At 65.5% G+C, this 16,894-nt stretch carries 18 protein-coding genes; 15 read left to right on the top strand and 3 right to left on the bottom strand.

The features are described from left to right. Positions 1–14: 14 nt before the first annotated feature. Positions 15–1,388, bottom strand: coding sequence for a M48 family metalloprotease (locus A8950_RS13585; RefSeq protein WP_243735641.1), 1,374 nt, complete (start codon positions 1,386–1,388; stop codon positions 15–17). A gap of 194 nt (positions 1,389–1,582) precedes the next feature. Between A8950_RS13585 and A8950_RS13580 the strand changes: the two genes are divergently transcribed. Further along, positions 1,583–2,977, top strand: coding sequence for a gamma-glutamyltransferase (locus A8950_RS13580; RefSeq protein WP_166645171.1), 1,395 nt, complete (start codon positions 1,583–1,585; stop codon positions 2,975–2,977). 11 nt (positions 2,978–2,988) lie between these two features. Further along, positions 2,989–4,131: a pyridoxal phosphate-dependent aminotransferase gene (locus tag A8950_RS13575; RefSeq protein WP_133614220.1), complete on the top strand. Its 1,143-nt coding sequence runs from the start codon at positions 2,989–2,991 to the stop codon at positions 4,129–4,131. 3 nt (positions 4,132–4,134) lie between these two features. Here the strand turns inward: A8950_RS13575 and tyrS are convergent, their stop codons facing one another. Continuing rightward, complete coding sequence (gene tyrS / locus A8950_RS13570; RefSeq protein WP_133614219.1) at positions 4,135–5,400, bottom strand: tyrosine--tRNA ligase; 1,266 nt, start codon at positions 5,398–5,400, stop codon at positions 4,135–4,137. 100 nt (positions 5,401–5,500) lie between these two features. On the opposite strand from tyrS, the gene A8950_RS13565 reads away from it, so the two are divergent. The 3 genes from A8950_RS13565 (at position 5,501) to A8950_RS13555 (ending at position 8,082) form a co-directional block, all read left to right on the top strand. Next, the gene (locus A8950_RS13565; RefSeq protein ID WP_133614218.1) at positions 5,501–6,628 is read left to right on the top strand and encodes an anhydro-N-acetylmuramic acid kinase; all 1,128 of its coding nucleotides are present in this window, start codon (positions 5,501–5,503) and stop codon (positions 6,626–6,628) included. Continuing rightward, positions 6,625–7,062: a GFA family protein gene (locus A8950_RS13560; protein ID WP_133614217.1), complete on the top strand. Its 438-nt coding sequence runs from the start codon at positions 6,625–6,627 to the stop codon at positions 7,060–7,062. Before A8950_RS13565 ends, A8950_RS13560 begins: the two co-directional genes overlap by 4 nt. A 120-nt stretch (positions 7,063–7,182) precedes the next feature. Then, entirely contained in the window at positions 7,183–8,082 is a 900-nt protein-coding gene (locus A8950_RS13555) for a DMT family transporter (protein ID WP_133614216.1), read from the top strand. Between the two features lie 28 nt (positions 8,083–8,110). Here the strand turns inward: A8950_RS13555 and A8950_RS13550 are convergent, their stop codons facing one another. Continuing rightward, positions 8,111–8,779, bottom strand: coding sequence for an alpha/beta hydrolase (locus A8950_RS13550; protein ID WP_133614215.1), 669 nt, complete (start codon positions 8,777–8,779; stop codon positions 8,111–8,113). Positions 8,780–9,052: 273 nt separating this feature from the next. On the opposite strand from A8950_RS13550, the gene epsC reads away from it, so the two are divergent. The 10 genes from epsC (at position 9,053) to iscX (ending at position 16,891) form a co-directional block, all read left to right on the top strand. Next, the gene (epsC, locus tag A8950_RS13545) at positions 9,053–9,838 is read left to right on the top strand and encodes a serine O-acetyltransferase EpsC (RefSeq protein ID WP_243735639.1); all 786 of its coding nucleotides are present in this window, start codon (positions 9,053–9,055) and stop codon (positions 9,836–9,838) included. A gap of 64 nt (positions 9,839–9,902) precedes the next feature. Continuing rightward, the gene (locus A8950_RS13540; RefSeq protein WP_133614214.1) at positions 9,903–10,418 is read left to right on the top strand and encodes an Rrf2 family transcriptional regulator; all 516 of its coding nucleotides are present in this window, start codon (positions 9,903–9,905) and stop codon (positions 10,416–10,418) included. 9 nt (positions 10,419–10,427) lie between these two features. Continuing rightward, the gene (locus tag A8950_RS13535; protein ID WP_133614213.1) at positions 10,428–11,582 is read left to right on the top strand and encodes a cysteine desulfurase family protein; all 1,155 of its coding nucleotides are present in this window, start codon (positions 10,428–10,430) and stop codon (positions 11,580–11,582) included. A gap of 28 nt (positions 11,583–11,610) precedes the next feature. After that, on the top strand, positions 11,611–12,882 hold the full coding sequence (locus A8950_RS13530; RefSeq protein ID WP_133614212.1) for an IscS subfamily cysteine desulfurase: 1,272 nt from the start codon (positions 11,611–11,613) through the stop codon (positions 12,880–12,882). Positions 12,883–12,923: 41 nt separating this feature from the next. Continuing rightward, positions 12,924–13,346 carry a Fe-S cluster assembly scaffold IscU gene (gene iscU, locus A8950_RS13525; RefSeq protein WP_133614211.1) on the top strand — a complete coding sequence of 141 codons (423 nt, stop codon included), beginning with the start codon at positions 12,924–12,926 and terminating at the stop codon, positions 13,344–13,346. After that, positions 13,343–13,747: a HesB/IscA family protein gene (locus A8950_RS13520; RefSeq protein ID WP_133614210.1), complete on the top strand. Its 405-nt coding sequence runs from the start codon at positions 13,343–13,345 to the stop codon at positions 13,745–13,747. The genes iscU and A8950_RS13520 overlap by 4 nt, the downstream gene beginning before the upstream one ends. A 9-nt stretch (positions 13,748–13,756) precedes the next feature. Next, positions 13,757–14,395, top strand: a complete 639-nt coding sequence (gene hscB / locus A8950_RS13515) for a Fe-S protein assembly co-chaperone HscB (protein WP_133614209.1) — start codon at positions 13,757–13,759, stop codon at positions 14,393–14,395. A 3-nt stretch (positions 14,396–14,398) separates the two neighbouring features. Then, positions 14,399–16,285, top strand: a complete 1,887-nt coding sequence (gene hscA / locus A8950_RS13510) for a Fe-S protein assembly chaperone HscA (protein ID WP_133614208.1) — start codon at positions 14,399–14,401, stop codon at positions 16,283–16,285. A 57-nt stretch (positions 16,286–16,342) separates the two neighbouring features. Beyond that, positions 16,343–16,678: a ferredoxin family 2Fe-2S iron-sulfur cluster binding protein gene (locus tag A8950_RS13505; RefSeq protein ID WP_133614207.1), complete on the top strand. Its 336-nt coding sequence runs from the start codon at positions 16,343–16,345 to the stop codon at positions 16,676–16,678. Positions 16,679–16,684: 6 nt separating this feature from the next. Beyond that, complete coding sequence (iscX, locus tag A8950_RS13500; RefSeq protein WP_208109861.1) at positions 16,685–16,891, top strand: Fe-S cluster assembly protein IscX; 207 nt, start codon at positions 16,685–16,687, stop codon at positions 16,889–16,891. Positions 16,892–16,894 lie beyond the last annotated feature (3 nt).

Raw genomic sequence — 16,894 nt, 5'->3', positions numbered from 1 at the left:
CGGGGCAGCGCTTGTTACGGCCCCTCGTAGCGATCCAGTCGCTGCTGTGCCTCGCCGATCACGTCGTTGGCGCGCAGCCAGCCCGGCGAGCCTGTGTCAAATCCTTCCAGCGCGCGCTTCGCCTGGCCCCAGGCCGTTTCCGGGTCGCCCTGCGCCATCGCCTGTTCGGCCAGAGCCAGATGTGCCATCGGCAGATTGCCGCTGCGGCCATAGGCCACCGACAGCAGATACCAGACGCGGGAATTGCGCGGTTCGACCCGCGTGATCTCCTCCAGGCGGCGGATGGCGGAGAGGTCGAAATCCGGCTGCTCCAGCCCAATCTCGACCTGGGCCAGGCCCATGGCGATCATGGTCTGCTGGGGCGCCCGCTCATAGGCTTGGGTATAGACCGGCAGGGCGGCCGCCAACTGGCCGCTGTCATAGAGGATCTGCCCCTTTTGCTCGAGAAAATAGGGGTCGTCCGGCGCTTCCGCCAGCAGGCTGTCCATCAGCTTGACCGCCTCCTGCATCTGGCTGGCGCGGTAGAGTGCCACGGCGCGGGCATAGCGGGCCGGCACCGAGGTGTCGCTCGGCGGGTATTCCTGCTCGACCCGCGAGAGCGGCCAGAGATAACCCTTCAGCTTGGCCACCATGCGCTGGTGGCGTGCCTGCAGGTCGGGTGCGTCCGTGATTGCGCTAAAGGGCGATTGGTCGACATGCTGCTGCACCGAATCGATGCGGTCGCTGGTCAGCGGATGCGTGCGCAGATAGGGGTCGCGCGGCTCGGAGAGGAACTCCTGTCCCGCCAGCTTGCCGAAGAACTCCAGCAAGCCGCGTGATGACTGCTTGGTGGCATCGAGATAGCTCATGCCGGCCTGGTCGGCGGCAGATTCCATGGTCCGCGTGTATTTGAGCAGGTTGCGCCTCGCGATCTCGCTGCCCAGCGACGATCCGGCGACCACGGCACCGGCATTGCCGCTGGCTGCTGCTGCGGCCCCGCCCAGGACCATGCCGATAATCTGTTCGATCGTCGCATTGCGCAGTTCGTCCTGGATTCGCGACAGGTGCGCGCCGGCGATGTGGCCGGTTTCATGGGCGATGACGCCGATCACCTGGTTGGCATTGTCGGCCCGCAGCAGAAGGCCGGTATGAATGAACATGCGCATGCCGCCGGCGACGAAGGCATTGATCGAATCATCGTTGACGAGGAACACGCGGATGCCGGCGGGGTCGAGGCCGGCGGCCCGGAAGAGCGGATCGGCATAGTCGCGGATCAGGGTCTCGGTCTCGGCATCCCGCAGCAGGCTGATCGGCCGCGATTGCGCCTGGACCGGACCGACGGCCGGGATCACCAGCAGCAGGGCCATCAGGCCGGCCAGCATTCGGCGCAAATTCGCTCGGTTGATCAAGCCGGGTTTCCTTCTCTATGCTCCGGCCCCTGGGTTGGGCCCCGCTATCTGTATCGGACCGGGAAAATGGGGCAACTTCAAGACGATATTCAAGAACGACCATGCCGGAGCCGGAAATGCCAGCGAACCATCTTAATTGCCCCCGGGGCGACAGCAAGCACCGCCACCCCGGGAACGGCGACCCTGCATGGACGGTGCGACGTCTCGCCGCCCTGGCGGGAATTGCCATCTTGCCGCTGCTGACCGCTTGCGAAAACACGCGCTCGATCGCCTCCGACGCGACCCAGATCGACGGCTTCCGGGCCGGCGTCGTAGCCGACGACCCGCGCGCGGCACTTATCGGCCGGACTGTCATCGCCAATGGCGGGAACGCGGCCGATGGGGCCGTGGCCGCCTATTTCGCCATGTCGGTCCTGATGCCGTCGGCCGCGGGGCTTGGCGGCGGCGGTGTCTGCATCGCCCACGACGCCGAAGAAAAGCGGACCGACGTGATCGATTTCCTGCCGCGCGCTGCCGCGGCCGGTCAGGTCGCCGTTCCAGGCAATGTGCGGGGCATGGCGGCGCTCAACGCGCGCTATGGCAACCTGCCGTTTGCCGGACTGGTTGGCCCGGCCGAGAATCTTGCCCTCTCCGGCTCCACGGTGCCCAAGGCGCTGGCGCGCGACCTGCAGGAATTCGATTATACGCTGCGCGAGGATCCGGCGCTTGCCGCGGTGTTTCACGACCTCAACGGCGCGCCGCTGAAGGAGGGCGACAATTTCCGCCAGCCGGAACTGGGCGCTTCGCTCGGCCAGGTGCGGGCCCTCGGCGTCAACGGGTTCTACAGCGGGCTGCTTGGCCAGAAGATCGCCGACGGCGCCCAGGCCATCGGCGCCCCGTTGACCATCGATGATCTGCGCAACCACAAGGTCCAGATCTATGCGCCGGTCGATACGCCCTTCCTCGACCTCAGCCTGTGGACCACATCGGCCCCGTCCGGTGGCTCGCTGGTGGCGCAGGCGATGGGCCAGTTCTCGGGCGACAATTCCCCCGGCGCCCAGGCGAATGTGTCGCGCCAGCTGATGCCGGCGCGGGCGCAGCAGGAAGGGCTCGGCGGTGCCACGGAAAATCCGAGTGCCGCCACGGTGGTGGCGGTTGATTCGGATGGCGTTGCGGTCGCCTGCGCCTTCACCATGAACGCGCCATTCGGGGCCGCGCGGACGGCGCCGGGGACCGGTATCATCCTGGCGCCGGCGCCCAATGATCAGGGCATCGGCTTCTCGGCCCTTGCGCCCGTCATGGTGGGCAGCAAGTTCAACGGCCAGCTCTATTTCGCCAGCGCCGCCGCTGGCGGCGCCCCGGGGGCGCTGGCCCAGGCTCTGGTGCTCGACGCCGTTATGCGCCGCGCGTTGCCGCTCGACCAGGCGATGCAGCTGCCACGCGCCTTCGACGATGGCGCCGGTCAGAGCTATGACGAAGCCGGCGGGCTGAGCCTCGGTCGCCTCAACAGCATCTTCTGCAGCCGCGGCACGCCGAGCAGCCCGGATACCTGCCAGCTCAGGAACGATTACCGCGGCAACGGCCTTGCCACGATCCTGGGTGAGGACTGACGGGCCGCGCGATGACCCTGAAGATCGCGCAGCGGGCCGCCATCGACCCGTTCATCGTGATGGAGGTGATGCGCGCCGCCAATGAGCGCGTGGCCGAGGGCGGCGACATCATCCATATGGAGGTCGGCCAGCCTTCTACACCGGCTCCGGTGAAGGTGCGTGAGGCGGCGGCACGCGCGCTGGCGGGCGACCTCATCGGCTATACCGATGCCTTGGGGGTGCCGCAATTGCGCCGGCGGATCGCCCAGCACTACCGCGAGTTCTATGATGCGGCAGTGGCACCGGAACGAATTGCGGTGACGACGGGGTCCTCCGGCGGATTCCTGCTGGCCTTCCTGGCGGCCTTCGATCCTGGCGACCGCGTGGCGCTGGCGGCTCCTGGCTATCCCTGCTATCGCCATATCCTCAGCGCCCTCGGTCTCGATCCGGTGCTGATCGAGACGCAAGCGGAGACCAAGTTCCAGCCGACGCTGGCGCAGCTTGATACGGCAGGAAGGATCGACGGACTCATCATCGCCTCGCCATCCAATCCGGTGGGGGCGGTGGTGGGCCAAGCCGACCTCGGCGGCATCGCCGCCTGGTGTGGGCGAAAGGGTGTCCGTCTGGTCTCGGACGAGATCTATCACGGGATTACCTTCGGCACCGAGGCGGCGACGGCGGCCGATCTGGACGGCGCTATCGTCATCAACAGTTTCTCGAAATATTTCAGCATGACCGGCTGGCGCCTCGGCTGGATGGTGTTGCCTGACGATCTGGTGAAGCCGGTCGAGCGCCTTCTGCAGAATTTCTTCATCTCGGCGCCGACCCTCTCGCAACTGGCCGGGATCGCCGCCTTCGACGCCCATGAGGAATTGCAGGCCAATGTCGCGCGCTATGGCCGCAACCGCGAATTGCTGTTGAACGAGCTGCCCGGCGCGGGATTCGGCAAACTGGTGACGACCGATGGCGCCTTCTACATCTATGCCGACGTATCTGGGCTGACCGATGACAGCTTGGCCTTCTGCCGCCGCATGCTGGCGGAAACCGGCGTCGCCGCGACGCCCGGCATCGATTTCGACCCGGCGCGCGGGCGCCACTTCATGCGCTTCTGCTTCAGCGGCGCGACCGGGGACATGGCCGAGGCCGCAAGGCGCCTGAAGGCCTGGCGGAAGTAGGGCCTAGCCAACCTTCACGACGACATGCTTCTTCTTGCCGGCCGAAAGCTTGATGACGCCCTCGGCATTGAGATCGCTGGTTGAGGCCTTCATCGCGTCATCGCCGATCGCCTGGTCGTTGAGGCGGGCGCCGTTCCCCTTGATGAGGCGGCGCGCGTCCGATTTTGACGTGGCAAGCCCGGCCTGGACCAGCAGATCGATCACCGGCAGGCCGGAATCGAGTGCCGCCTGCGCCACCGTGATCACCGGCAGATCGCCGCCAAGGCCACCTTCGGCGAAGACCTTGCGCGCGGTCGCCTCGGCGCTTCTGGCGGCCTCTGCACCCCGGCACATCGCGGTTGCCGCATTCGCGAGGACGATTTTCGCCTCGTTGATCTCGGCGCCTTCGAGGGATTCCAGCCGCTCGATCTCGTAGAGGGGCAGTTCGGTGAAGAGGCGCAGGAAGCGGCCGACATCGGCGTCCTCGGTGTTGCGCCAGAACTGCCAGTAATCATAGGCCGAGAGGCGTTCCTCGTTGAGCCAGACGGCGCCCGCCGCCGTCTTGCCCATCTTGGCGCCGGAGGAGAGGGTAATCAGCGGCGAGGTGAGGCCATAGAGAGTTTTGTCGTCGCAGCGGCGCCCCAGCTCGACGCCATTGACGATATTGCCCCACTGGTCGGAGCCGCCTAGCTGCAGGGTGCAGTTGTGACGCCGTGCCAGCTCCAGGAAATCATAGGCCTGGAGGATCATGTAGTTGAATTCGAGGAAAGTCAGCGCCTGCTCGCGCTCGAGCCGCAGTTTCACGGAATCGAAGCCGAGCATGCGGTTGACCGAGAAGTGGCGTCCGTAGTCGCGCAGGAAGCCGAGATAGTTGAGCTGGTCCAGCCAGTCGGCATTGTTGACCATGACGGCATCCGTCGGGCCGTCGCCGAAGGTGAGAAACTGCGAGAACACCTTCTTGATGCCGGCGATGTTGCGGGCGATGTCGTCGTCGCTCAGGACCTTTCTCATGTCGTCGCGGCCGGTGGGGTCGCCCACCTTGGTGGTGCCGCCACCCATCAGGACGATCGGCTTGCCGCCCGATTTCTGCAGCAGGCGCAGCATCATGATCTGCACCATGGAGCCGACATGGAGCGAATCCGCCGTGGCGTCGAAGCCGATATAGGCGACCAGCGGTCCCGCCTTGGCGCTGTCCAGGAGGCGCGCGTCGAGTTCCTCGAGCGCGGTGCACTGGTGCATGTAGCCGCGGGCGATGAATTCGCGCAGGAAGGGGGATTTGGGCTGGAACATGATCGGTCTCGGTTCGGCGTGACTTGTGTTGCGGGCGGTCATGTAACACATTCCGGAAGAAGCGGCCAAGCCGGGTCAAAATCGATTGGGAATCAGGTAAATGGCGGGAAAATGGGCAATCGGGCTGATGAGCGGGACCAGCGCCGACGGGGTCGATGCGGCGCTGATCCGGGCGGAGGCGGATGCGGTCCATGAATTCGGCCCGGCCTCGTCGGAACCCTATGACCGGGCCTTCGGGAACCGCATCAAGGCCTGCTATGGCGGCAGGGCGCCGGAAGCCGAGATAGACGCCGTGGCGCGAGAGCTGACCCAGCGCCATGCTGCGGCGGTCCGGAGATTGCTCCAGATGGCGGGTATGGCGCCATCCGGGATCCATGTCATTGGCTTCCACGGCCAGACCATCCTGCACGCGCCCCATGAGCGCCGCACATGGCAGATTGGCGACGGGGCCCTGCTGGCCAGCCTCACCGGGATTGATGTGGTCGATGATTTTCGCTCGGCCGACGTGGCGGCGGGCGGGCAGGGGGCTCCGCTGGTGCCCGTCTTCCACCAGGCGCTGGCCGCGATGCTGCCGCCGGAGGTGCCGCGCCCCATCGCGGTCCTCAATATCGGCGGCGTCGCCAATGTCACCTGGATCGGGCGCGATGGCAGCCTGCTGGCCTTCGATACCGGGCCCGGCAATGCCCTCATTGACGACTGGACGCAGCGGCATGAGGGGCGGCCGGTCGATCTCGGTGGTGTGCTGGCACGTGGTGGACGCATCGATGAGGACGTGCTGGCAACATTGCTGAGCCACCCCTATTTCGATCTGCCGGCGCCGAAATCCCTCGACCGCAACGCCTTCCATTCCGAAGTCGCCGATCGGCTATCACCCGCGGATGGTGCGGCGACGCTTACCGCCTTCACCGCCGCCGCCATCGCGCGCAGCCTCTATCTCTTCCCCGAAATGCCGCAAGTTTGGCTGGTCTGCGGCGGTGGTCGGCACAACCCGGTCCTCATGGAAGCATTGGAGGAGCGCCTCGACGCGCCAGTGAAGGGCGTCGATGAAATGGGCTGGAACGGGGACGCGCTGGAAGCCCAGGCCTTCGCCTATCTGGCGCTCCGCAGCCTCGCCGGGCTGCCGATCAGCTTCCCGACCACGACGGGTGTCCCTGTGCCGATGACGGGTGGCCGGCTGCATCGCCACGCGATTGCGGCGCAGGAAACTGCTGGAGGATCGAGGCCATGACAGTACGTCACGAAGGCGGATGCGTCTGCGGTGCCGTGCGGTTCTTGGTACTGGGCGATCCGGAGCGAGTCACGATGTGTCATTGCACCTGGTGCCAGCGGCGCACCGGCTCGGCCTTCGGCACCGAGGCGGTCTATCCCAAGGACCGTGTTACGGTCAGCGGCGAGGCGCTGCGCGTCTATCGCCACCGTTCTGATCTTTCGGGCCGCTGGCTCGACCAGCATTTCTGCGGTACCTGCGGCACCAATCTGGGGCTGACGCTGGAGGTGGCGCCGGAGGTCCGCTCGCTGCCGGCCGGTGCGTTCGACGATCCCGCCTTCCTGAAAGCGAGCGGCATACCCTTCCGCCACATCTTCCTGAGCTCATCGCGCGGCTGGGCCGACGTGCCGGATGGGATGGAAGCTCATGAAATGCATTTTCGCCCGGGTGGGTGATCTCCGCGTTCCATTGGATTTGGTGTAAACAATTCGTGGATGGCTCGCCTGCGCCGGCCATGACAGAGTGCTGGCAGCCGATCGCACCCACGCAATATCTTCAAACCGGAACCTCCCCGCATGACCACCACGTCCACCGCCGGCCACGGCACCGGCATCGCGCTTTACCTCGCCGGGGTGGCGCTGTTCGCGGCCAATGATGCGCTGGGAAAGTGGCTGGTGGCCGAATTCTCCGTGGCCGAGGTGATGCTGATCCGGTCGCTGGGCGCGGGGCTGCTGCTGCTGGGTCTTGGCCGTGCGGTGGGCGCCACGCTGAGAGTGCCGGCGGGGCAAGGGCGGCTGCATGGCCTGCGCATCCTGCTTCTGGCCGGCGACAGCTATTGCTTCTACTTCTCCACCAAGGCGCTGCCGCTTGCCGACGTCATGACCTTCTATATGTCGGCGCCGCTGATCATCACGGCGGCCTCCGCCCTGCTGCTGAAGGAGAAGGTGGGGCTGAAGCGCTGGGGGGCGATTGTTACCGGCTTCATCGGCGTCATCGTCGCCCTGCAGCCGACCTCGGCGGCCTTTTCGCTCTCGGCGCTGGTGGCCCTCACCGGGGCCGCCTGCTTCGCGCTTGCGATGGTCATCACAAGGCGCCTCAGCGATTGCCACTGGCTGACCCTGGTGGCGTGGCAGTTCATCGGCTGCGGCATTTTGGGCGCGGTGCTGAGCCCGGTCGGCTGGGTGACGCCGAATGCGTTCGATTTCTTCCTGATGGCCCTGGTCGGCCTCGTCGCCTGCGGCTGCTTCATGCTGATCACCAAGGCGCTGGCGCTGGCGCCTGCCTCGCTGCTGGCGCCCTTCCAGTACTCGGCGATCTTCTGGGCGAGCCTCTTCGGGTGGATCGTCTTTGCCGACAAGCCGACGCCGCCCATCATCTTCGGCAATGTCATCATCATCGCCAGCGGGCTCTTCGTGCTCTATCGCGAGCGCACCCTGAAGGTTGCGGTCAACACAAGGATCGAACCGATTCCGTAAGGCGCGCTCGCCGCACTGGCAGCCGGAGTTATTTCCCGGCGCGGGCCTTGGCCGCGGCTTCCGGCAGGGCGTCGTCGAGATAGGTGTTGGTGATGCGGGTGAGATCGTCGAGATGCTCGGTGAAGAAATGCGAGGCGCCGGGCACGATCTGGTAGTCGATCTTGATGCCGCGCTGATGAGTGAGCTTGGTCACCAGCTTCTGCACCGATTCCTGCGGCACCACCGAATCCTGGTCGCCCTGGATGACGAGGCCCGAGGATGGGCAGGGGGCCAGGAAACTGAAATCATAGATGTTGGCGGGCGGCGCCACGGAGATGAAGCCGGAGATCTCCGGCCGGCGCATCAGCAGCTGCATGCCGATCCAGGCGCCGAAGGAAAAGCCGGCGATCCAGCATTGCGGCGCATTGGGGTTCCAGGTCTGCAGCCAGTCGAGTGCCGCCGCGGCGTCCGACAATTCGCCCTCGCCGCGATCGAACTTGCCCTGGGAACGGCCGACGCCGCGGAAGTTGAAGCGCAGCACCGAAAAGCCACGCTGCTGGAAGCACTGGTAGAGGGTGTAGACCACCTTGTTGTTCATGGTGCCGCCATGCTGCGGGTGCGGGTGCAGCATGAGGGCAATGGGGGCGTTGGGAGAACTCGCCTGCTGATAGCGGCCTTCCAGCCGGCCTTCAGGGCCGTTCATGATGATTTCAGGCATCTCTCGTCCAATTAGCCCATAAGGATCAACGGGTTGGCGGCGGACCGCGACTTTCGGCCGGCAGGGCGGGCGCTGATCTTGCGATCATAGTTGACTTAGGCCAATGGTATTCGGCCCGCGCGCCCCGACCTTCCGGGATATCAATACTTGATCGCCGTAGTCGGAGATACTATATCAACTCTGACCGGACGAACCGGCCGGGACGGCGCCGATATAGTTGACTAAGCGAATCAGCTATTGAAGGCGCCAACCGGCGGCGCGCTAATAAACACGATGGCGATGATGTTTTTCAAGAACATTACGGCTGAACTGGATGCAATGATGGCGCGGGACCCCGCCGCCAAGTCGCGCCTCATGGTGGCGCTGACCTATCCATGCTTCCACGCCATCATGCTGCATCGCCTCGCGCGGCCGGTCTATCTGGCCGGATTCCCGACCATCGCGCGCATGATTTCCCAGCTTTCCCGCTTCCTGACTGGGATCGAGATCCATCCCGGGGCGCGCCTAGGCAAGCGACTGTTCATCGATCACGGCATGGGCGTTGTGATTGGCGAGACGGCGGTGATTGGCGACGACGTCACCCTTTATCACGACGTAACGCTGGGCGGCATCGCGCCGTCGATCAATTCCGCGGCCCAGGTCAATGTGAAGCGCCACCCGACGCTGGAGGACGGCGTCATCGTCGGCGCCGGCGCCCAGATCCTGGGCGACATCACGGTGGGCAAGGGGGCGCGGGTCGGCGGCAATGCCGTGGTGATCAAGAACGTGCCGGAGAACAGCGTTGCCGTGGGTGTTCCGGCGCGGATCGTCATGCCCAAAGAATGCGGCAACGAATTCGCCGCCTATGGCATTCCGACCCAGGATCTGCCCGACCCGGTCGCCCGCGCGATCGAGGGGCTGCTCGACCAGATCTCGCGCCTGCAGGGCCGCATCACGGCGCTCGAAAGCGAGCTTGAGACATTCGCGGCGGGAACCAGCGGCGCTGAGGCGCCGGAGAGCCCCGCCATCGTGAAACAGGATACCGGCGCGGATCTGCCGCGCCGCTTCGGCCGCTCCTGAGAGGGCTGCCGGCTGAAATGGCGGGCCCGCCGACCGGGTCGCGCCAAGCTGAGGAGACGACATCATGCGCTTGAGCACCAAAGGCCGCTACGCCGTCATGGCGCTCGTCGATCTGGCCACCCACAGCCAGGGCCGGCCGGTTTCGCTGGCGGATATTTCCGGTCGCCAGGAGATCTCGCTGTCCTATCTCGAGCAGCTGTTTGCCAAGCTGCGCCGCGCCGGCCTCGTCAAATCGGTGCGGGGACCAGGCGGCGGCTATCTGCTGGCGCGGTCAGCCGAGGATACACGCATCGCTGACGCGATCGTCGCGGTGGATGAGCCGATCCGGGCGACCCGCTGCAAGCCCAATGCGGCAACCGGCTGCCATTCCGACAAGTCGCGCTGCCTGACGCACGATCTCTGGGAGGAACTGTCGCGACAGATCCACCTGTTCCTGAGTTCGGTCACGCTCGCCGACGTGGTCGAGCGGCGCGTGCTCGGCACGGCGCACAAGATCGACGGCCAGATGATCGACGGCCAGAAGGCGGAAGCGAATGGTGCACAGCCGCGCGGCGCCGAAGCGGCAGCGGCAGCGGAGTAGATCGACGGCATGATGCGCGGCATCTACATGGACTGGAATGCGACCGCACCTTTGCGCCCGGCGGCGCTGGCGGCCATGTCGGCGGCATTGGCCGAGTTCGGCAATGCCTCGTCGGTCCATGCCTTCGGCCGACGCGCCCGCGCCTGGATTGACCAGGCGCGCGAGGAGGTGGCGGCGCTGGTCGGTGCCCGCGCATCCCTCGTCACGTTCACCTCCGGCGGGACCGAGGCCAACAATCTCGCACTGCTCAGCCGGGGTGCGCGGCCACTGGTCACCACGGCGATCGAGCATGAATCGGTATTGAAGCCGGCTCGCCTCGCTGGCGCCGAGGTAGCGCGCGTTGCGCGAAGCGGCGAGATCGATGTGGCGCACCTTTCCTATCTGATCGACCGGGCGAGCGATCGTGCCGGCAAGCCGGCCTTCGTCTCGGTCATGCTGGCCAATAACGAGACCGGTGTCATCCAGCCGGTGGCGGAGATCGCGCGCCTCGCCCATACCAAGGGGGCGCTGGTGCATTGCGATGCCACCCAGGCGGTGGGCCGCGTGCCGGTCGACATCAACGAACTCGGCGTCGACTACATGACCCTTTCCGCCCACAAGCTGGGTGGTCCGCAGGGCGCCGGCGCCCTTATCCTCGGCGATGATTTGCCGGTCGAGCCGCTGGTGATCGGCGGCGGGCAGGAGCGCAACCGCCGGGCCGGCACCGAAAACGTCGCCGCCATCGCCGGGTTCGGCGCAGCTGCAAAAGAGGCGCGCGCCCTGCACGACATGGACCGGATCGCCGACTTGCGCGATCACCTGGAGGACCGCCTGGTGTCGTTCGGCCAGCCGGTAACCGTATTCGGCCGCAACGTGCCGCGGCTGCCAAATACCACCTGCTTCGCCAGCGGCACCAAGACCTCCGAGACGCTGGTCATGGCGCTGGATCTGTCAGGCATAGCGATCTCGGCGGGTTCCGCCTGCTCCTCCGGCAAGGTGCGGCCGAGCCACGTCATATCGGCCATGGGATTCGATGCGGCCACGGCCGGTTCCGCCATTCGCGTCAGTCTGGGCTGGCAGAACGACATCGCCGACATAGATTCATTCATAGCGGCCTGGGGGCGCGTGCAGCGCGCTGGGCCGGCTCGCAGTGACGCGGCGGATGCGCACATTTCCGCAGCGTGAAGAGAAGGGTGACGACAGGATCATGAACATGGCAACGCAGAACACCAAGACGGCCAGCAGCACTGGCCTGGATCATGGCGTCAACGTGCCGAAACTGCCGATCTATCTGGATTACCAGGCGACGACGCCGTGCGACCCGCGCGTGGTCGAGGCGATGCTGCCCTTTTTCACCGAGCATTTCGGCAATCCGCATTCGCGGAACCATAAATATGGCTGGGATGCCGAAGCCGCGGTCGAGAAGGCGCGCGCCCAGGTAGCCCACATCATCGGCGCCGATGAGAAGGAGGTGATTTTCACCTCGGGGGCGACGGAATCCAACAACCTGGCACTCAAGGGTGTGGCGCATTTCTACAGGGACAAGAAGAACCACATCATCACCACGGTGACCGAGCACAAATGCGTGCTCGATTCCTGCCGGCATCTGGAACTCGAAGGCTTCGAGGTCACCTATCTGCCGGTGCAGCAGAACGGCCTCATCGATCTCGACGTGCTGCGGAATGCGATCACGCCGAAGACCGTGCTGGTCTCGGTGATGGCGGTCAACAACGAAATCGGCGTCATCCAGCCGCTGGCCGAGGTCGGCAAGATCTGTCGCGAGAAGGGTGTCTTCTTCCATACCGATGCGGCGCAGGCGGTGGGCAAGATTCCGCTCGATGTCGATGCCATGAACATCGACCTGCTCTCTATTTCCGGCCACAAGATCTATGGGCCCAAGGGCATCGGCGCGCTCTATGTCCGGCGCAAGCCGCGCGTGCGCCTGGAGGCGCTGATCCATGGTGGCGGCCAGGAGCGCGGATTCCGCTCCGGTACCCTGCCGACGCCGCTCTGTGTCGGTCTCGGCGAGGCCTGCGCCATCGCCGAGAAGGAGATGGGCGCCGAGGCGGAGCGCCTGCGCCGTCTGCGCGACCGCTTCTTCGATCAGATCAAGGCGCGGCTGCCGGAAGTCTATCTCAACGGCGATGCCGAGCACCGTATTCCCGGCAACCTCAACCTCTCTTTTGCCCATGTCGAGGGCGAGGGGTTGATGATGGGGATCAAGGATCTCTGCGTCTCGTCGGGTTCGGCCTGTACTTCGGCCTCGCTGGAGCCTTCCTACGTGCTCCGCGCGCTCGGCGTCGAGGTGGAAATGGCGCATACCTCGCTGCGCATCGGCCTTGGCCGCTTCACCACCGAGCAGGAAGTGGACTATGCCGTCGAACATCTGGTTGAGGCGGTCTCCCGCCTCCGCGAGATGAGCCCGCTCTGGGAGATGGCGCAGCAAGGCATCGACATCAAGTCAATCCAGTGGTCCGAGCATTGAGCAAGGCCAGGCGCTGGCATCGAAAGTAAGGGAGCAACACCATGTATAGCGAAAAGGTCGTCGATCACTACGAGAACCCGCGCAATGTCGGCGGTTTCAAGAAGGAAGAAGCCGGTATCGGCACCGGGCTGGTGGGAGCGCCGGCCTGCGGCGACGTGATGAAACTGCAGATCAAGGTTGGGGCCGACGGCCGCATCGAGGATGCGCGTTTCAAGACCTTTGGTTGCGGTTCGGCAATTGCCTCTTCCTCGCTCGCGACGGAATGGGTGAAGGGCAAGACACTCGAGGAAGCCGAGAGCATCAAGAACACCGAGATCGCGCAGTATCTGTCGCTGCCGCCGGTCAAGATCCATTGCTCGGTCCTGGCCGAGGACGCGATCAAGGCGGCGATCAAGGATTACCGCGAGAAGAGCGGTTCGCCGGCCGGTACCGACGGCAATGCGGCGGGCAAGGCAGCGGAATGAACGACGCCACCACATCGGCACCGGTGTCGGCTGAAGCGAAGGCTGCGCCAAAGCCGGCACGCAGACCCCTGCCGACGGCCATAACGGTGACGCCGGCGGCGATCGAACGTGTCCGCGCGCTCATCGACAAGCGCGGCAAGCCGACCTTCGGCATCCGCATCGGCGTGCGCTCGAAGGGCTGCTCGGGCCTGTCCTACACCATCGAATATGCCGACGAGCGCAATACCGGCGACGAGATGGTGGAACAGGACGGTGTCCGCATCCTGGTCGATCCGAAGGCATCGCTGTTCATCTTCGGCACCGAGATGGATTTCGTCGAGGAAAAGCTGCAATCCGGCTTCGTCTTCCGCAATCCCAACGAAAAGGGGCGCTGCGGCTGCGGCGAATCCTTCCACGTCTGAGAGTTCGGAATGGCCGTTGTCCAACAAATCGGCGGGAATGGCGCCAACGCCGGCTTCGTCTCATGCTGGGCGTGCAAGGGCCCTGTTGCAGGGCGCGCGCTGTTCTGCCATACCTGCGGCGCCGTGCAGCCGCCCGGTTCGGTCGACCATTTTGCGCGCCTGGGGCTGGAGCGCAGCTTCGACATCGATCACGACCACCTGGAGAAGCAGTATCTCGGCTTCCAGCGGGTGCTGCATCCGGACCGCTTCGCCGGCAAGCCGGCCAAGGAACGCGCCATCGCCGAATCCCAGGCGGTCGCCCTCAACGAAGCCTACGAGACGCTGGATGACCCGCTGAAGCGCGCGCAGTATCTGCTGCGCCTCGCCGGCATCATATCGGAAGGCACCATCGACAAAACCGTTGCGGATCAGGCGCTCCTGATGGAAGCGATGGAAAAGCGCGAAGCGCTCTCGGAAGCAGAGGGCGTCGATGCCATCGAGCAGTTGATGGTGGAGGAGGGGAAGGGCGCCATCGAATTGCTGAGCGTCATCTCGAAGGCCTTTGCGGCCGATGACCTGGCCGCTGCGAACCGTGCCGTGCTGCGCCTGACCTATGCCCGCAAGCTCCTGGAAGAAGCGCGCCTGAAACGCGCCGCGCTGGAAGAATAGACCATGCTGTTGCAGATCCATGAGCCGGGCGAGACGCCGGAGCCGCACGCACTTGAGCGCAGTCAGGCGATCGGCATCGACCTTGGCACCACTAATTCGGTTGTCGCCATGGTATCGGGCTCCCATCCCGAGGTGCTGCGCGACAGCCATGGCGAGGGACTGGTCCCTTCCGTGGTCGCGTATCTCGGCGAGGAGCCTGTGGTCGGGAAGGCAGCGCTTGCCGAACTGCCGCGCCACCCGGACCGGGTGATCGCCTCGGTGAAGCGACTGATGGGGCGCGGCCTCGGTGACGTGAAGCGCCTCGCCGGTGCCTTGCCCTACGAGGTGGCCGAGAACGACAAGGGCGGTATGGTGCGCCTCAGGGTCGGCGATCGTGTGGTGTCACCGGTCGAGATTTCGGCCGATATCCTGAAGGCTCTGAAGACTCGCGCCGAGGAGAAACTGGGCCACCGCGTCGAGAAGGCGGTCATCACCGTACCCGCCTATTTCGACGATGCTGCACGCAACGCCACCAAGGACGCGGCGCGCCTGGCCGGCCTCGAGGTGCTGCGCCTCGTTAACGAGCCGACGGCGGCGGCACTGGCTTACGGCCTCGATTCCGCTGCGGAAGGCATCTACGCGGTCTATGATCTTGGCGGCGGTACCTTCGACATCTCGCTTCTGAAACTGCAGAAGGGCGTTTTCCAGGTGCTGGCGACCGGCGGCGATTCCGCGCTCGGCGGCGACGATTTCGACCATGCCCTGGCCGAATGGGCGATGAAGCGTACGGGGATCGCCGGGCTGACCAGCGGCGAGGCGAAGATTCTGCTGCAGGCGGCGCGTGCAGCCAAGGAACGGCTGACGATGGCGCCAGGTGCCGAGTTGAAGGCCACCATCGCCGGCCACGAGATCCGCCAATCGATCGACCGCGGCACTTTCGAAGTGCTGATCGAGCCGCTGATCGGGCGAACCCTGCGCGCCTGCCGCCAGGTGCTGGAGGACGCCAGGCTGACGGCAGCGGATGTGAAGGGCGTGGTGCTGGTGGGCGGCTCCACCCGGGTGCCGTTGGTGCGCGCCTTCGTCGCCGATTTCTTCAAGCAGCAGCCCTTGGCCGATATTGACCCCGACGAGGTGGTTGCGGTGGGCGCCGCGTTGCAGGCGCATGCGCTGACGCGCGGCAGCGACACGCTGCTGCTGGACGTCATTCCGCTGTCGCTTGGCATTGAGACCATGGGCGGCATCGTCGAGAAGGTGATCGAGCGCAACACGCCCATTCCAGTCACCAAGGCGCAGGATTTCACGACCTATCAGGACGGCCAGACGGGCATGCTGATCCATGCCGTGCAGGGCGAGCGTGAGACGGTCGATGCCTGCCGCTCGCTGGGCCGCTTCGAACTCACCGGCATTCCCTCGATGGTGGCGGGGGCTGCGCGAATCCGCGTCACCTTTGCCGTCGATGCCGACGGCCTGCTGACGGTGAGTGCCGAGGAAAGGACCACCGGCGTCAAGGCCGAGATCGCGGTGAAGCCGTCCTACGGCCTCAGCGACGAGGAGATGGCAACCATGCTACGCGACAGCCTGACCCATGCCCGCGAGGACATGGAGCGCCGGCTGCTGCTGGAATCCCGGGTCGAGGCGGAGCGGGTGCTGCTGGCGCTCGCCGCCGCCCTGAAAGCCGATGGCGGCCTGCTCGGCCCGGCGGAACGCAGCGAAGTCGACCGGGCCGCATCGGGTCTGCGCCAGGCTGTCGCCGGCGAGGACCGCGCCCGGATCCATGCCGGCATGGAGGCCCTGGACCGGGCGACCCATGGATTTGCCCAGAAACGCATGGATCTGGCCATCCAGGCCGCCCTCAAGGGCCAGCGGCTTGACGAGGTCGAGGCGGGTATGGCAACTGACGGCGCGCCGTAGGCCCGTCCGGATGAAGGTTTTTCAGGGGGCGGGAGCCCATCAGGAGATTGAGACGAAATGCCGAAGATGACGTTTGTGAAGCAGGACGGAACGCGGGTCGAATGCGACGCGCCCCTGGGCCTGTCCGTGCTGGAAATCGCCCATCGCAACGGCATCGATCTCGAAGGCGCCTGCGAAGGCTCGCTGGCCTGCTCGACCTGCCATGTCGTGGTCGACCCGGAGTGGTACGAGGTGCTGGTGGAAGCCAGTGAGGATGAGGAGGACATGCTGGATCTGGCTTTCGGCCTGACCCATACCTCGCGCCTCGGCTGCCAGATCCGCATCACCGAGGAACTGGACGGTCTGGTGGTAAGCCTGCCTTCCGCCACCCGGAACATGATGGTGGACAAGTAAAAACCGATGGCGAAGAAGCTGCGCTGGACCGACATCCACGACATCGCCATCGAACTTGAGGACGCGCATCCCGACGTCGACGTGGTCAATCTGCGCTTCACCGACCTCTGGAAATGGGTGCAGGAACTGCCTGATTTCGAGGACGATCCGCAGAAGAGCAACGAGAAGATCCTCGAGGCCATCCAGATGGCCTGGCTCGACGAGCGCGACTAGCTG

Source organism: Dongia mobilis (assembly GCF_004363235.1).
Taxonomy (GTDB): Bacteria; Pseudomonadota; Alphaproteobacteria; order Dongiales; family Dongiaceae; genus Dongia; species Dongia mobilis.
The sequence above is the reverse complement of the archived record's forward strand: the minus strand, read 5'-3'. Positions and strand labels throughout refer to the sequence as shown.

Excerpts from the sequence above, each read along its gene's own strand:
- hscA (WP_133614208.1), top strand. The coding sequence starts at position 14,399 with ATGCTGTTGCAGATCCATGAGCCGGGCGAGACGCCGGAGCCGCACGCA.
- A8950_RS13505 (WP_133614207.1), top strand. The coding sequence starts at position 16,343 with ATGCCGAAGATGACGTTTGTGAAGCAGGACGGAACGCGGGTCGAATGC.
- A8950_RS13550 (WP_133614215.1), bottom strand. The coding sequence starts at position 8,779 with ATGCCTGAAATCATCATGAACGGCCCTGAAGGCCGGCTGGAAGGCCGC.
- A8950_RS13555 (WP_133614216.1), top strand. The coding sequence starts at position 7,183 with ATGACCACCACGTCCACCGCCGGCCACGGCACCGGCATCGCGCTTTAC.
- A8950_RS13535 (WP_133614213.1), top strand. The coding sequence starts at position 10,428 with ATGATGCGCGGCATCTACATGGACTGGAATGCGACCGCACCTTTGCGC.
- tyrS (WP_133614219.1), bottom strand. The coding sequence starts at position 5,400 with ATGTTCCAGCCCAAATCCCCCTTCCTGCGCGAATTCATCGCCCGCGGC.
- A8950_RS13530 (WP_133614212.1), top strand. The coding sequence starts at position 11,611 with ATGGCAACGCAGAACACCAAGACGGCCAGCAGCACTGGCCTGGATCAT.
- iscX (WP_208109861.1), top strand. The coding sequence starts at position 16,685 with ATGGCGAAGAAGCTGCGCTGGACCGACATCCACGACATCGCCATCGAA.
- hscB (WP_133614209.1), top strand. The coding sequence starts at position 13,757 with ATGGCCGTTGTCCAACAAATCGGCGGGAATGGCGCCAACGCCGGCTTC.
- A8950_RS13520 (WP_133614210.1), top strand. The coding sequence starts at position 13,343 with ATGAACGACGCCACCACATCGGCACCGGTGTCGGCTGAAGCGAAGGCT.
- A8950_RS13560 (WP_133614217.1), top strand. The coding sequence starts at position 6,625 with ATGACAGTACGTCACGAAGGCGGATGCGTCTGCGGTGCCGTGCGGTTC.
- epsC (WP_243735639.1), top strand. The coding sequence starts at position 9,053 with ATGGCGATGATGTTTTTCAAGAACATTACGGCTGAACTGGATGCAATG.
- iscU (WP_133614211.1), top strand. The coding sequence starts at position 12,924 with ATGTATAGCGAAAAGGTCGTCGATCACTACGAGAACCCGCGCAATGTC.
- A8950_RS13575 (WP_133614220.1), top strand. The coding sequence starts at position 2,989 with ATGACCCTGAAGATCGCGCAGCGGGCCGCCATCGACCCGTTCATCGTG.
- A8950_RS13565 (WP_133614218.1), top strand. The coding sequence starts at position 5,501 with ATGGCGGGAAAATGGGCAATCGGGCTGATGAGCGGGACCAGCGCCGAC.
- A8950_RS13540 (WP_133614214.1), top strand. The coding sequence starts at position 9,903 with ATGCGCTTGAGCACCAAAGGCCGCTACGCCGTCATGGCGCTCGTCGAT.